General features: G+C 43.9%; 16 protein-coding genes. 9 read left to right on the top strand and 7 right to left on the bottom strand.

What is annotated here, in order from left to right; all coding sequences use genetic code 11:
- Positions 1–113: 113 nt before the first annotated feature.
- From C8N29_RS11195 to C8N29_RS11165, 7 genes are all read right to left on the bottom strand, one after another.
- Positions 114–620 carry an STAS domain-containing protein gene (locus tag C8N29_RS11195; protein ID WP_107866153.1) on the bottom strand — a complete coding sequence of 169 codons (507 nt, stop codon included), beginning with the start codon at positions 618–620 and terminating at the stop codon, positions 114–116.
- A 43-nt stretch (positions 621–663) separates the two neighbouring features.
- Positions 664–1,860, bottom strand: coding sequence for a PP2C family protein-serine/threonine phosphatase (locus C8N29_RS11190; RefSeq protein WP_107866152.1), 1,197 nt, complete (start codon positions 1,858–1,860; stop codon positions 664–666).
- Positions 1,861–2,008: 148 nt separating this feature from the next.
- The gene (locus C8N29_RS11185) at positions 2,009–2,740 is read right to left on the bottom strand and encodes an MlaA family lipoprotein (RefSeq protein WP_107866151.1); all 732 of its coding nucleotides are present in this window, start codon (positions 2,738–2,740) and stop codon (positions 2,009–2,011) included.
- A 148-nt stretch (positions 2,741–2,888) separates the two neighbouring features.
- Positions 2,889–3,632, bottom strand: coding sequence for an HvfC family RiPP maturation protein (locus C8N29_RS11180; protein ID WP_107866150.1), 744 nt, complete (start codon positions 3,630–3,632; stop codon positions 2,889–2,891).
- Positions 3,629–4,456 (bottom strand): HvfB family MNIO-type RiPP peptide maturase, encoded by an 828-nt coding sequence (locus C8N29_RS11175; RefSeq protein ID WP_204509338.1) that lies wholly within the window; start codon positions 4,454–4,456, stop codon positions 3,629–3,631. Before C8N29_RS11175 ends, C8N29_RS11180 begins: the two co-directional genes overlap by 4 nt.
- Before the next feature lie 13 nt (positions 4,457–4,469).
- Complete coding sequence (locus C8N29_RS11170) at positions 4,470–4,841, bottom strand: HvfA family oxazolone/thioamide-modified RiPP metallophore (protein WP_204509337.1); 372 nt, start codon at positions 4,839–4,841, stop codon at positions 4,470–4,472.
- A gap of 192 nt (positions 4,842–5,033) precedes the next feature.
- Positions 5,034–5,414 carry an SCP2 sterol-binding domain-containing protein gene (locus C8N29_RS11165; protein WP_107866149.1) on the bottom strand — a complete coding sequence of 127 codons (381 nt, stop codon included), beginning with the start codon at positions 5,412–5,414 and terminating at the stop codon, positions 5,034–5,036.
- A 582-nt stretch (positions 5,415–5,996) separates the two neighbouring features.
- Between C8N29_RS11165 and ccoN the strand changes: the two genes are divergently transcribed.
- From ccoN to C8N29_RS11120, 9 genes are all read left to right on the top strand, one after another.
- Positions 5,997–7,424, top strand: coding sequence for a cytochrome-c oxidase, cbb3-type subunit I (ccoN, locus tag C8N29_RS11160; protein ID WP_204509336.1), 1,428 nt, complete (start codon positions 5,997–5,999; stop codon positions 7,422–7,424).
- Positions 7,425–7,438: 14 nt separating this feature from the next.
- Positions 7,439–8,065, top strand: coding sequence for a cytochrome-c oxidase, cbb3-type subunit II (ccoO, locus tag C8N29_RS11155; protein WP_107866148.1), 627 nt, complete (start codon positions 7,439–7,441; stop codon positions 8,063–8,065).
- A 14-nt stretch (positions 8,066–8,079) separates the two neighbouring features.
- Positions 8,080–8,265, top strand: coding sequence for a cbb3-type cytochrome oxidase subunit 3 (locus tag C8N29_RS11150; RefSeq protein WP_239987103.1), 186 nt, complete (start codon positions 8,080–8,082; stop codon positions 8,263–8,265).
- A complete protein-coding gene (ccoP, locus tag C8N29_RS11145; protein WP_107866146.1) occupies positions 8,262–9,179 on the top strand; it encodes a cytochrome-c oxidase, cbb3-type subunit III in 918 nt (305 codons plus the stop codon). The genes C8N29_RS11150 and ccoP overlap by 4 nt, the downstream gene beginning before the upstream one ends.
- A gap of 197 nt (positions 9,180–9,376) precedes the next feature.
- On the top strand, positions 9,377–10,807 hold the full coding sequence (ccoG, locus tag C8N29_RS11140) for a cytochrome c oxidase accessory protein CcoG (RefSeq protein WP_107866145.1): 1,431 nt from the start codon (positions 9,377–9,379) through the stop codon (positions 10,805–10,807).
- A gap of 14 nt (positions 10,808–10,821) precedes the next feature.
- Positions 10,822–11,358 carry a FixH family protein gene (locus tag C8N29_RS11135; RefSeq protein ID WP_170106967.1) on the top strand — a complete coding sequence of 179 codons (537 nt, stop codon included), beginning with the start codon at positions 10,822–10,824 and terminating at the stop codon, positions 11,356–11,358.
- 191 nt (positions 11,359–11,549) lie between these two features.
- On the top strand, positions 11,550–13,928 hold the full coding sequence (locus C8N29_RS11130) for a heavy metal translocating P-type ATPase (RefSeq protein WP_107866143.1): 2,379 nt from the start codon (positions 11,550–11,552) through the stop codon (positions 13,926–13,928).
- A gap of 69 nt (positions 13,929–13,997) precedes the next feature.
- Positions 13,998–14,162, top strand: a complete 165-nt coding sequence (ccoS, locus tag C8N29_RS11125; RefSeq protein ID WP_107866142.1) for a cbb3-type cytochrome oxidase assembly protein CcoS — start codon at positions 13,998–14,000, stop codon at positions 14,160–14,162.
- Complete coding sequence (locus C8N29_RS11120; protein ID WP_107866141.1) at positions 14,155–14,913, top strand: sulfite exporter TauE/SafE family protein; 759 nt, start codon at positions 14,155–14,157, stop codon at positions 14,911–14,913. Before ccoS ends, C8N29_RS11120 begins: the two co-directional genes overlap by 8 nt.
- Positions 14,914–14,963: the final 50 nt, after the last annotated feature.

Here is a 14,963-nt window from a genome sequence, read left to right as displayed (position 1 = left end):
TTGACTTAGAAAAACCCCGCGAATGCGGGGTTTTTTACTTGGTACCTGTTAACCGTTTTCTGCACTTTTTATAATAACAATCATTTTTTAGTCATGTTGTACATCACGCACTACTAAATCTTATCCTCACCTTGTGCTTGTTGTTCTAATTCAAGAGCCTCAACCAGGCTCTTAAATGTCGCTTGATTTTGCTCACTCAGTCCCATTAACACACGGTGAGCAGCAATCACTTTTTCCATCATTTCATGTTCTGAAGGTTCTATTTCTGGCAGTTCGTTTAGGCACTCTTCATGGCACTCACAATCTAAAATAATAAAGACCTGATCAAAACCCATACTTTCTAAAATACGGCTAATATCTGGATTGGTCGATAAAATGATAGGTTTGCGATGATTGTGCATTTGCAAAAACACAGAGGTCTTGGCAATCAATCCCAATGCAGTACTGTCGATGTATTCGGTTTCGGTTAAATCAATCAGAATAGCGGCAATCTGATTATCATTGAACATTTTATCTAAAAAATTATCCAATGTTGCACACATAGGTGCACGGATTTCGCCCGTAAACTTTAAAACATAGGTGCCATTGTGCACAGCAAACAAAATGTGGCCTGAAGGCATATGCGGACAAATCCTCAACAACGAGACTGAGCAGAATAGCAGGTCATAGCGTTTCGTCTACGGTCTGTTTGCTCCGATTGATTACTAATAAAGCAACGTCATCGGGAAGTTCTACTTCATCACTTAAATTTAATGCCGTAATCATATCATCTACCGTCTGGATATGGCTCGCCATGGCAGATAATTGTTTTTCCTTTTCATTCGCCGTCCCTTTGGGTAATACTTCTAATACCCCATCAGATGTCGCAATTAACACGAACTCTTCGGTTAATTCGACAACATACTCGTCATGGCTGACTTCTTTGAACAAGCCTAAAGGCAGGCCTCGTCCTGCTAACGCGGTGGTTATCCCATTATTCACTAATAAAGGTGGGGGATAATGCGCCGCGACGCTATAAGTCAATTTATTATGCTCGAAATCAATCACACCACAAAACATGGCTAAATGTTTACCCATGCGAGTCGCAATTAACTCATCGTTAATCATGGCTAATATTTTAGCAGGTGCAACGTAATTCACCGTTGTTTTTCGTTCATAGTGTTTTTGGATTCGGTTAGTAATGGCTTTCAAAAAAACCGTGACAAAGGCACTGGCCGCGCCGTGTCCAGATACATCTGCCAAATAAAATCCGAGTTTACCCTCACCTATCTTGAAATAATCAATAAAATCACCCGATAAATAGAGTGATGGTAAAATTCGGTGAGTCACTTGACAGCGTGAATCTACATGGTAAGGCGTTTGTGGTAATAATCTAAATTGAATACGCCGACCTGCTTCTTGGTCAGCTTGTAGCGTTTCTAAGCTACGCTCTAGCTCGGCATTGGCCGCTTCTAATTGCTGTTGATAATCTCTGTTTTGTCTTAATAAACGGCCACGCTCTAAAGCTCGTTGCACCGTATGTGCCAATACGATGACGTCCCGAAAATCAAAGAAATGGTCGACAGCACCATTTTTCAAACTTTCCACTACCATATCCATGGATACATCACTGGATACTGTAATGACGGGGGTTTCAGGGTAGTTTGTGCTGACTAAGGCTAAGACGGGTTTTGCCAAGGCTAATTCAACCATCACCAATTGATGATTATCTTGTTGAAATAATGCAAGCCCCTCTTCTAACTCACACACGGCAACGACTGTATGACCAAATTCCAGTAGCTTATTGACAAGGGTATCTCTGACGACAATATCAGAATGAATTATTAAGATATAACCACGTTCATTGGCTAGATTTATCATGGCTGACTGAACCGTGAATAGGATTGCATATTAATTCCTTCTAAGTTCTGCGGATACCGCTGTCGCTGACCCACGTTATAGTCATCAAGACCATCGGTTAATCATGCGGACGTCTGTGTAAGATATAAACATTCCGATACCTATTCAATCAGGGATTAGCCGATGTCGACGATTCTTCCGACGAGTCATCGTCCATATCGTCCATAAAGCTGTCTTTGACTTTACCGTCTTGCACCGCAAACTCTCGACGTTGTAAATACACATCGCGTAATAAGATGTATTCATCACCTTCAATAATTTTTTCTAGTGGAATAATATCTGCGCGCGTATCCACGACATCCAACACAAATAAGCCGATGTTGACACTGGGTTCTTCAATCAAATTTCTAGGGTTGACTAAGCCGTCAAAGGGCTTAGCAAGGGCATCACGTACCGAACTAGGGCCTAAAAATGGCAGCATTAGATAAGGACCTGAGCGTGCGCCCCATTTACCAAAGGTTTGACCAAAATCTTCTTCATGTTTGGGTAAACCTATTGTTTGCGCGATGTCAGCAAAACCTAAACTCGTCACTGAGTTGACAACAAATCGCCCCATATCGTTAGCAGCAACTTGTGGTTTAGCTTGCAAAACATTGTTAATCGCCGTTAAAGGCTCTAATAAGTTATCAAAAAAACGGCTAATACTATCGTCTACGACTTGAGGTGTCACGGCACGATAGCCTTTGGCAATCGGTTTGAGAAAATAGGTATCTGCCGTTTTGTTGAAGGCATAAATCTTACGGTTGGTTTTTTCCCAAGGGTCTGGATTTTCAGTCGACCAAGCACTGGCTGGTAAAACCATAAGAGATGTTAAAATGGCAGGAATCAAACGTGGCAACATACCTTGCTCTTATTTATTTGGTTGTTGTCACATTTTAAGCAAGAATACAAATAAAAAGAATTGCCCTACTACGAAAAAAACCGCTTTATTTGTGAGTTTATCTTATCGTTAGCACTTTTAAGGCGTTTTATTAGTACTTACCCCTCACTTATTCGCTCGGCTTCACACCCAAAATAATTTGCCTATGAACAAAGTCTTGCAATATAGCCTGCCCCATCGTTTGTATCTGTGTCATGTCTAACTGTAATTCATGCGCTAATTGAGTCAACATTTGTTGTCCCGTCAATGTTTGGTTGTGCTGTAAGCATTCCACGAGACGAGCGGTTACAGGCGTGATTTCCATAAACTGCACATGGTCAGTTAAGGTGCGATAAAACAATAAGCAACTCGCTAACTGAGGCGGCTCATGTGGTGGCAATTGCTCCGCAAATATATGCACAGGCCATTGATACACTAAAGGCCAAACACACGGATTAAGCACAGGAATCTGCTGTATTATATCGCCTTGTATGGCACAAGGCAGCTCTGCCTCTGCCATATCTGCCGCCAATTCAACCCATTCAAAATGAGCAAGTTCTAATAACCAAGGATATTGTTCTTGAACGGCTGTTTGACTTTGTAAAAACTGACAAAAAGCCTGCGAAATATCATAAAAAAAAGGGCTCTGGCAAGAATGTTCAGCAAAAAATCGACGGGTTAGTATCTGCCAATCATCTGCGGTAACACACTGCTGACAAAGCAGAAAAGTGCTTTCTAAAAAACTGAGGACATTATTAAAAAACAACTCACGATAAATTGCGAGTCGTCTGGGGTCGATATCGGGTGCAGGTGCTGTGTTAGGCTGCCGCAACCATGTGGTCCATTGTTTTTGTAAAGCGACAAAATCACTCATGATGCAGCATCTCGTTGCTGTTGCCTAATTTGTGCCAACTCTTGGTATAAATCTGCTAAGGGCGGAATATGAAAGTCACGTTCTAATAAGGTCGGTCGTAGACCAATATGTTGATAAGTCGTTGCTAATAGTTGCCAGACTTCCGAATCCACGTCCGCACCGTGCGTGTCAATACGTAAATCCTCAGCCTCAACATAGTGTCCTGCAATATGGAGATAAGCAACTTTTTCGGGCGGAATAGCCCGAATAAACAGTTTAGGGTCATAATGATGATTGATGCTATTGACATAGACATTATTGACGTCTAATAAAATTTGGCAATCTGCTTGCCGAACCACATCAAGCAAAAACTCCAGCTCAGTCATATCCTGACACGGTGCTGCATAATAAGACACGTTTTCTAAGGCGATTCGTTGTCCCAAGATATCTTGCACACGCATGACACGTTCTGCGACATGTCTTGCGGCTGCCTCGGTAAAAGGTATAGGCAATAAATCATATAAATGACCATCATCACCCGTGTAACTCAAATGCTCTGAGTAGCAACGTACTTGGTGCTGCTGAAAAAACGCTTTCAGGCGCAACACAAATGGTTCATCTAATGGTCTATAACCCCCAATAGACAACGACAAACCATGACAGACTAACGGAAAACGCTCGCTACAAGCACGTAATTGTTTAGCATAACGCCCGCCCATACCCAGCCAATTTTCTGGGGCGACTTCGATGAAGTCAGGTGCGTTTTCGTCTTCAGTTTGGCATAAGTCTGCCAAAAAACTACGACGCAGGCCTAAACCTGCGCTCATTGAGGCTAAGTGACGCATTGACATCGTCAAATTATTTTTGTGCACCACATTTACCTTCGCCACACTTGCCTTCGTGTTGGGTTTTGACTTTAGGTGTTTCTACTTTACTACCACCGCACTTGCCTTCATGGGCTTGACGTTTAGCACCACATTTACCTTCACCGCACTTACCTTCTTGGTCAGCTTTTACAGTGCCATTTTTTGCGTCTTTGTTGGTTTTTTCGATGGCTTCTTTCATGCCTGTACCGCATTTGCCCTCGCCACATTTACCCTCTTCATGGTGCGCGGCCAAAACCATCGTTGGCGCGGCAGTACTGACAAACGGATTCGTCTCTGCATGCACAGGTTGTGTCAAAGAGGCGGCTAACACGGTCGCAATCGGTGTTAAGGTTGATAATTTCATGACTCACTCCAAAAGTTTACTATTTACGATGACAACTCACCTAAGATTAAAGCCAGAATCACGAAATTCCTCAATAAGGCTTTAATACTTCTGTGACTAATACGCATTTAGAGTGACTATAGATGCGTTTGTTACACGAAAAATAAAAAAGAGGCTAAAAAGCCTCTTTTTTATGACGACATTGAATCGGTATTAGATAGCTAATACTTTTTCAAATAAGGACTTTTGTTCTGCGCTTGGACGTGCAGTTTGTAAGGCCATCAATTTGGTCATATCGCCTTCGGCTTTGATTTGACCACTCATGAATGCTTGCATCGCGGCACTCATATCAAATTGCAAGAATACTTTTTTCAATACATCAGCATTTAAGGTCAATTTAGTAGAGGCATTTGGGTTTAAGCCTTTTTCTAATTTGCCACCGTTAATTGCCATTTCGACATTACCATTGTCAGTGCCTGTTACCACTAAATTTAAGACAATGCCTGATAACGCAGGAGGTAAATTTAAGTCACCTGCAGCAGCAGTTAATTCAGCAACTTTGTCAAACCAAGCCTCAGATAAAAAAGCAGTCATTTTTTGCTCCCAATTTCTCTATTCGGTGATAGTTATGTTTACAACATTGTGTGGTGATGTGTCTTTACACTGACAGGCCATTTTTAAGGCGTAAGGATTTTTAATATATCCTGCTACGCACTACCAAATAACCCTCTGTTTATTTGTACAGACAACATTATTTTACGCTTACTCATTACGAAGCCCATGTACCGTAACCTATTGCTTGCTCGGTTGGCAACCATTTATATGCTCAACAATGCACCCCCTAAGCGAAAACTTGGCATTTTTTAGGCATTATATGCACGAAAATACACAATAAAGTGACAAGAACGATGCAGAAAGATAAAAAAAACAATAGAATGTAGGGCAGTTGGGGATGTTTCCCTTTTTGCTTCATTGCCAACATACTTTGTCCGATAGTCGTGATATCGCCAAAGTCATTAAGATGTATCAATAATTCTATGGACTAAATTGAGCACTATTTTTAATGGTTACGCTTACGTTTTGCCTATAGCTTTTTTATACAGCTTACCATGGATGGCCGTGAGGCTTTAAGGCAGAATAATTCCCCTATTAACCTTGTGGTTTAAGGAGCAATGCATGAGTCACAGCCACACCAGTAACACGCCAGTGGCGTATGAAATGGGAGTAGTTCGACAATTTGCCATCATGACCGTGATTTGGGGAATTGTTGGGATGGCCGTGGGGGTATTTATTGCCGCCCAATTAGTCTGGCCAGCTCTTAATTTTGATACGCCTTGGTTGACCTTTAGCCGTTTACGGCCACTACATACCAATGCCGTTATTTTTGCTTTTGGTGGATGCGCCCTATTTGCCACCTCATATTATGTGGTTCAACGCACCTGCCAAGCTGCCTTGTTTATGCCCAACCTTGCTAAGTTCACGTTCTGGGGTTGGCAATTAGTGATTTTAGCTGCCGCCATTACACTACCTTTGGGTTATACCAGTAGCAAAGAGTATGCCGAACTTGAATGGCCAATCGACTTATTGATTGCAGTCGTTTGGGTATCTTACGGGACTGTTTTCTTTGGAACGATTGCTAAACGTAATACATCACATATTTACGTGGCTAACTGGTTCTTTGGTGCCTTTATTATCACGATTGGTTTATTGCACATTGTCAATAATATGGAAGTACCCGTTAGCTTGTGGAAATCTTATTCCATTTATAGCGGTGCAACCGATGCCATGATTCAATGGTGGTATGGCCATAATGCGGTTGGTTTCTTCTTAACTGCGGCCTTCTTGGGCATGATGTACTACTTCATTCCTGTACAAGTAGGTCGTCCTGTGTATTCCTACCGTTTATCCATCGTCCACTTTTGGGCGTTGATTTCGGTCTACATGTGGGCAGGTGGTCACCATTTACACTACACCGCTCTACCAGATTGGACACAATCTTTAGCCATGGCATTCTCATTAGTCTTATTTGCCCCCAGTTGGGGCGGTATGATTAACGGCATTATGACCTTATCTGGCGCGTGGGACCGTCTGCGTACTGACCCCATTATTCGCTTCTTAGTGGTTTCTTTATCCTTCTACGGGATGTCCACATTTGAAGGCCCGATGATGTCAATTAAAACCGTGAACGCCCTTTCTCACTACACAGACTGGACAATTGGTCACGTACACTCTGGTGCATTGGGTTGGGTTGGGATGATTAGTATTGGTTCTTTATACGTGCTAATTCCGCGTGTATTTGAACGTAATCGTATGTACAGCATTCGCTTAATTAACTTGCACTTCTGGTTAGCTACCATTGGCGTTGTGTTCTACATTGCGTCTATGTGGGTATCAGGTATTACTCAGGGCTTAATGTGGCGTGCTGTCAATGATGATGGCTCGTTAACCTATAGCTTTGTTGAAGCCGTAAAAGCCAGTCATCCTTATTGGTTTGGCCGCTTCTTAGGAGGTGCCTTGTATTTATCAGGCATGCTAGTCATGGCTTATAACGTGGCGATGACGGTCAAGGGTAAACAACCCGTTGATGCTGACAAGTTAGGTTAAGTGGGAGAGTTCAGATGGCCGATCATAGTTCTGTCAAGAACAACCATGAAATAGTCGAAAAAAACCTCGGTGTTTTAGTCATTATGATTTGCGTTGCTATTAGCTTCGCCACCTTGGTTGAAATTGTGCCATTGTTTTTCCAAAAGGAAGTCAATGAGCCTGTACCTGGCATGAAACCGTTGACTGCCTTACAACTGGAAGGTCGTGATATTTATATCCGTGAAGGCTGTAACGTCTGTCATTCACAAATGGTTCGTCCATTACGTGCCGAAACCGAGCGTTATGGTCACTACTCTGTTGCAGGCGAATCCGTATGGGATCACCCCTTCTTATGGGGTTCTAAACGTACTGGCCCAGACCTCGCCCGTATTGGTCAAAAATATTCAGACGACTGGCACCGTGTGCATTTAATCAATCCACGCGACGTTGTGCCTGAGTCTAATATGCCTGGCTTCCCATGGTTACAAGAAAACAAACTCACAGGTGAATTAACCGCTAAGAAAATGGAGATTTTCCGTGGTTTTGGCGTGCCTTACACCGATGCCGACATCCAAAATGCTGCGGCTAGCGTGAAAGGCAAAACCGAAATGGAAGCTCTCATTGCCTACTTGCAACAGTTAGGCACTGTGATGAAAAAATGACATAACGGAGATACATGATGAATGGCATGGTTCTGCTTTATATTCTTGGCACTTTTTCAGCAATTTTTGGTTTTGGTGCTATTTGCTGGTGGGCGTACCGACCTGCCCACAAAAAGCGTTTTGAGCAGGATGCCATGTTAGCTTTAGATAGCGATCCTCTGTATCAAAACCGTCACTTAGCGGGAGATGAATCAAAATGAGCGCGTTTTGGAGTGCTTATATCACTATCTTATCACTGGGCTGTTTAGCCTTTGTGGTAGGGGCTTTCTGGTTAGCAAACAGTATCAATGTTCACCGCGAGCCCGACAATACAACAGGTCACGATTACGACGGTATTCGTGAGTATGACAATCCGATGCCACGTTGGTGGAAGTTGTTATATATCGGCGGTGTCTTATTCTTCATTTTTTATGTCGCTGCGTATCCCGCTTTAGGCTCGTATAAAGGCTTTTTAGGCTGGACATCGGTTGGCGAACATGACAAAGACCAAGCCGCCTACGATGCAAAATACGGCCCTATTTTTAAGGCCTATGCACAGAAACCAGTCGAAGAGTTAGCACATGATGAAGCGGCAATGAAAATTGCTGGTCGTTTATTTGCTAACAATTGTGCTGCTTGTCATGGTGCTGATGCCCGTGGCGCTAAAGGCTTTCCTAACTTAACCGATGACGATTGGTTATATGGCGGTTCACCTGAAAAAATCAAAGAGACCTTATTACACGGTCGTTTGGCTGTTGAAGGTGGACTAAAAATGCCCGCTTGGAAAGATGTCCTTGGTGAACAAGGTATCAAAGAAGTCACTGCGTATGTATTGACTTTATCCGACCGTAAACTGTCTGCTGAAGACCAAAAGCTAGCCGAAGTCGGTCAAGCCAAGTTTGCCGCTTGTGCCGCCTGTCATGGTGCAGATGGCCGTGGTAATTATGCCGTTGGTGCCCCTAACTTAACCGATGCGATTTGGTTATATGGTGGCAGCAAAGCAACCATCGAAGAGACCTTACGTCATGGCCGTAATGGTGCAATGCCTGCATGGGAAAAGGCTTTAGGTGCTGAGAAAGTTCACTTACTCACTGCTTATGTCTACTCCTTATCTCATGGCGGTGCTAAGCATTAAGCCATTCTTAGGACTTACACACATTCAGGTGTAAGTCCTAACCCCTCTTCATCTTTTTTACTGATAGTTTGTATCAATATTTCTTAAGCTATTGTTAATCTATATCCGTTATGCTTATACCCAAGTGATTATGTAATTATCGTCTAGCCGCAGTCCATAACTACATAATTATTGCCACCGAGGTAACCAGTCTTGTTATGAGCCATAAAATTCCTATCAATAACCAGTCACCTGACCCCGTAAAAGTCATCCCTGTTAAACAAATCGGCTTGCATGCAGACCGCCCCAAAATTTTTCCACGCGCGATTCGCGGGTTTTATCAAAATATTCGTCATAGCACGATGGCATTAGCCTTATTTATTTATGCCGCCCTACCGTGGTTAAATTGGGAAGGTCGGCAAGCTGTCTTATTTGATTTAGGTCATCAGCATTTTTATATTTTTGGCTGGACATTCGCTCCCCAAGATTTCTTTTTATTGTCTTGGTTATTGATTATTGCTGCTTTTGCCTTATTTGTCGTTACCGTGTTTGCAGGGCGTGTTTTTTGTGGTTATGCCTGCCCACAAACAACATGGACAGCCTTATTTTTATGGATTGAGAAACTCACCGAAGGCGAACGTCATACGCGCATGAAACTAGACCAAGCGCCAATGACTGCCAATAAATTGGTGCGCCGTAGTATTAAACATGTCTTATGGCTCTTAGTCTCTTTTGCCACCGGTTTTATTTTTGTAGGCTATTTCACGCCCATTCGTAGCCTCGCACCTGACTTCTTTGCAGGGGTATTAGGGGGTTGGGGTTATGTATTTATTCTGATTTTTACTGTCTTTACCTATATGAATGCGGGCTGGTTACGCGAACAAGTCTGCTTTTATATGTGTCCGTATGGCCGTTTCCAAAGTGTGATGTTTGATAAAGATACCTTAATTGTATCTTACGATGCGGCACGCGGTGAATCTCGTGGCTCACGTAAAAAGAATGTCGACCCTAAAGCCGAAGGTTTAGGCGACTGTATTGATTGTCAATTATGCGTGCAAGTTTGCCCAACAGGCATTGATATTCGTGATGGTTTACAGCTTGAATGTATTCAATGTGCCGCCTGTATTGATGCCTGTAACAGTATTATGGACCAAATGGGCTACGAACGTGGTCTGGTACGTTATACCACCGAACACATGCTCAATGAAAAAAGTGCTTACCATTGGCTCAGACCCCGTTTAATGGGTTATAGCCTCATGCTTGTGATAATGGCGTGTTTATTTGTGTATACCTTGGCAGTACGCGTACCGTTGGCCGTCGAAGCCATTCGTGACCGTAACCAACTGTTCCGCGAAAACAGTGAAGGCCTCATTGAGAATGTCTACACGCTCAAAATTATTAACAAAACGCAACAACCACAAACTTACCAGTTACAGGTTGAAGCCGATGAGCATATTCAGTTAGTTGAAAAGGTCGGTGAGATTAAGATTCATGCGGGCGAAGTACTGAGTCTACCTGTCACTTTACAAGCTGACCCTGGCTATCTTGAAAAATCGAATTATGACATTGAGTTTGAAGTCATAGATGTCAACAACCCCAATATACACGCTGAAACAGAGAGCCGTTTCTTAGCGCCTGCCAGTCGTTAATGGAGACCTTATTGATGTCTACTACCGCACCTGAGACTGTCACGACTACCGCTAAACCTTGGTATAAAAATGCGTGGGTTTGGTTTGTGATTGCGATTCCTGTCATTTCTCTGATTTTGAGCTTTAGTATGTTGTTCGTCGCGTTAGACGTGAAAGACTCCGAAGTCCAAGACGATTGGTATACTAAAGGCAAAGCCATTAACCAAGACTTTGCCCGTGATGATTACGCCACTGCACTCAGTATTAACGGGGTGCTGACCATGTCACCGCAACAAATCGTGTTGCAAATTCAAAGTCCCTATAATTTAGACGAGAAAGCCTTACCCGCCGAATTATCGTTATTACTGGCTCACCCTAGCGATAAGTTGCGCGACTTAAAAGTCACGCTAAATAAACAAAGTGATGGCCAATACCGTGCCAATATTCCGCAAACACTGACAGGTCGGTATTATTTAAGTCTCAATAGTAGTGTGTGGCGTCTAAAAGATACCGTCTTTTTACCCTTGACCTCTGCACATGTCTTAAAGCCAACGGGCTTACACGGGGAATAACAGAGAATAAGCCATATAGACGTCGGCTTAAGGAGGTATCACCTTAAGCCCTGTCTAATGATTGATAGTAGGCATGCGCGTTTAGATACCTTAATCTGAACCCCATCGCCTTATCATTCGGTGATATTTCACCGCACTGAATTGCGCTTAATCCACGTTGAATTACCCCATTTGACCTATGAGAGAATGGCATGACTGCTTGTTTTCATTGTGGCGAAGTCGTTCCGCCCGATACTCAGTTTAGCTTGCAGATTTTAGGAGAAACACGGCATCTGTGTTGTATGGGCTGTTTTGCAGTGGCAGAAACCATTGTCAGTGCAGGTTTAGAAAGCTACTATCTTGAACGGGATACTATCAGTCCCACCGCCGCTTTGCCCGAAGCCTTAGAACGCCTCAAAGGCTATGACCATCCCGATACGCAACGTCAATTTATCCATCGCGAACAAGAACTCGCTTGTGCAGAAATCAGTCTTGAAGGGGTCACATGTGCCGCTTGTGCATGGTTAATTGAAAAACGTTTACAACAAGAGCCTGCAGTAAAACAAGCGAGTGTCAATCTCAGCAGCCACCGATTACGTTTATTATGGAATGACACACACACGCCCCTTAGTGAGCTATTAAACGACTTAGAAAAACTGGGTTATAAAGCGCGTCCCTTTCGACACGATACACATGCCGCCTTACTTAAAAAAGAATCTCGTCAATTATTGATGCGTTTGGGGGTGGCAGGTTTAGGCTCTATGCAGTCTATGATGTATGCAGGGAGTTTATATGTCGCTACCGATATGACGGTGGAGTACCGTGACTTTTTTCGTTGGGTATCCTTATTAGTGACGCTACCCGTCTTTTTTTATTCAGGCTATCCCCTGTATCGTGCTGCATGGTTTGCACTCAAAGCACGCAGTTTAACCATGGATGTTTCGGTATCACTGGCGATTATACTCAGTTTTATTGCCAGTATTTATGCCACCATCGTGGGTGCGCCGCATGTCTATTATGACTCGGTGACCATGTTTATCTTTTTTTTACTGACAGGTCGCTTTTTAGAAACCCAAGCTCGGCGGCAAGCCAGTGAAACTGCCAACGACTTAATCCCCATCACCCCTCGTCTAAGCCATCGTTTACTCAACAGTGGGGATTATGAAGATGTGCCTATTAGTGAGATTCGTGTGCATGACCGCTTGTTGGTTAAGGCGGGCGAAACCATCCCGTGTGATGGTGTGATTGTCGCTGGTCATAGTGCAGTCTCTGAGGCACTCTTAACGGGAGAGCCTTTACCACTCAGTAAATCTATTGGTGACAGTGTGGTTAGTGGCAGTCAAAATCACGACAGTCCCTTACAAATTGACGTCACACAAACCGCCAGTGCCAGTACCTTAGCCACTATTCATCAACTGATGGCACGGGCACTTGCCGAAAAACCCCTATTAGCCCAAAAAGCCGACCGCTTTGCGCACTGGTTTATTGTCGTCATTTTACTGTTATCAGGCTTAGTGTATGGCCTATGGTCGTTGGTAGACCGCGACTATGCCCTGCTTGCCACCATTGCGGTCTTGGTTGCCACTTGTCCCTGTGCGCTGTCATTGGCGACCCCCGTTGCCCTGACAGCCGCGACGCATCGACTCGCTCGACTCGGTTTTTTAGCCACCCGTGGTCATGTCTTAGACAGTTTATCGGCCACAACGCACATTGTGTTTGATAAAACAGGGACACTGACCGAAGGCAAGCTAGAACTGATTAATACCGTGATTGTCGCTGGTGATACATCTCAAGCATTAAATATTGCCTATAGTTTAGAACAATACTCCGAACACCCCGTTGCTCATGCGTTTAAGCAACTCAAAATGGCTCAGTCTCTTCCTTTAGACAACCTAGAAAATACCGCAGGGGCTGGCATTGCAGGGGATTACAAGGGATTACGTTATCGCATTGGTCATGCCCATTTCAGCTTGGGCAACGCATCGAGCGACGCCCCCGAAGAAGGCGTTTTACGGGTTTATTTGAGTGCGAACTATCAGTTGCTTGCCTATTTTGACTTTAGCGATAAAATACGGTCAGAAGCAGAAACCACTATCCAACAACTGCATAGGTTGGGTTTAAGCACAATATTATTATCAGGCGACCATTCGCGCGCACCACAACAACTTGCCCAACAGTTAGCTATGACTGAAGTGCACGGTAGCTTATCACCGCAAGATAAGGCCGCTTATGTACAAAAGCTACAAGCCAATGGTGCGGTTGTGACCATGATTGGAGACGGTATCAATGATGCTCCCGTACTCAATCAAGCCCACTTATCTATTGCCATGAGTTCAGGCGCTGATCTCGCACAACTATCTGCCGATGCTATCCTGTTAGGCGACCGTCTCACTGCGGTTGTCGCTGCTTATCGCAGTGCACAGCGCACACAAACGATTATTAAACAGAATTTAGTGTGGGCTTTTGTGTATAATCTTGCGGTTCTTCCGCCTGCGGCATTAGGGTGGATTCCACCGTGGTTAGCCGCAATTGGCATGTCTCTCAGTTCATTGTTAGTTGTACTCAACGCACTGCGTCTAAAACGGAATTAGTCTAGGAAGCATTTTATCTCTTCTGTGTAATATCAATTGACACAGAGGATTTGTCTAGAGGTATGTACCGTGGATGTTGTCTATATGTTGGTCTCACTCAGCGTCGTGTTATTAGCAGGCGCGATTTGGGGGATTTTATGGGCGGTCAAAAGTGACCAATTTGAAGACCTCGAAGGCCCAGCCAAGCGTATTATTCTCGACGACCGCGAGCTAACCCGCCAACACCATGATTGATTATTTATTGATTGTGACGGCTCTTGCACAAGGCTTTTTTGGTTCACCCCATTGCTTAGGTATGTGTGGGGGGATTGTCAGCGCCCTCAGTTTTGCCCTCGCGAAACAAAGCCCTAGCCAACGCTTAATATTACAAACGAGCTATCATTTGGGGCGTTTGCTCTCGTATAGCTTTTTAGGTTTGGTGATAGGTTTTGCAGGCAAAGGATTACTCACCCCACTATTTGAACAGCAGTGGTTATACGCTCTCACGGGGGTGGTGATGGTGATGGTCGGTTTGTATTTAACAGGTTGGTGGCGGGGTTTAGACCGACTCGAACGACTGGGTGCGTCTATTTGGCAAGCCATGTCCCCCTTACGCAAACGCTTTATGCCTATTAATTCTATGGGGCGTGCGCTTGCTGCTGGCATGTTATGGGGATTTTTACCGTGTGGTTTGGTGTACAGTGCCCTACTACTTGCCTTTACCAGTGCTAATACGCAAACAGCAAGCCTCACTATGTTAGCTTTTGGCATTGGGACACTGCCCATGATGTTATTAGCAGGCAGTACAGCAGGTGTACTCAAACAGAAACTACAACAACAAGGTTGGCGTACTGCCAATGCACTCCTGATTATTGGTTTTGGCTTATGGACACTAATGCGTGCTTTTATGCAGCACGACACACATCATCACACTGCCGAGCGATTTGAGCCTCACACTACTCCGCTCATCACCTCGAACAAACTAAAGGGTAGTGACACCATCTAAACTAGCCACCCTGCGCTAAAACAGATATCTCAGTCTAATTTTTTAGGGGA

Source organism: Agitococcus lubricus, from assembly GCF_003051055.1.
In the GTDB taxonomy this organism is placed as follows: domain Bacteria; phylum Pseudomonadota; class Gammaproteobacteria; order Pseudomonadales; family Moraxellaceae; genus Agitococcus; species Agitococcus lubricus.
The sequence above is the reverse complement of the archived record's forward strand: the minus strand, read 5'-3'. Positions and strand labels throughout refer to the sequence as shown.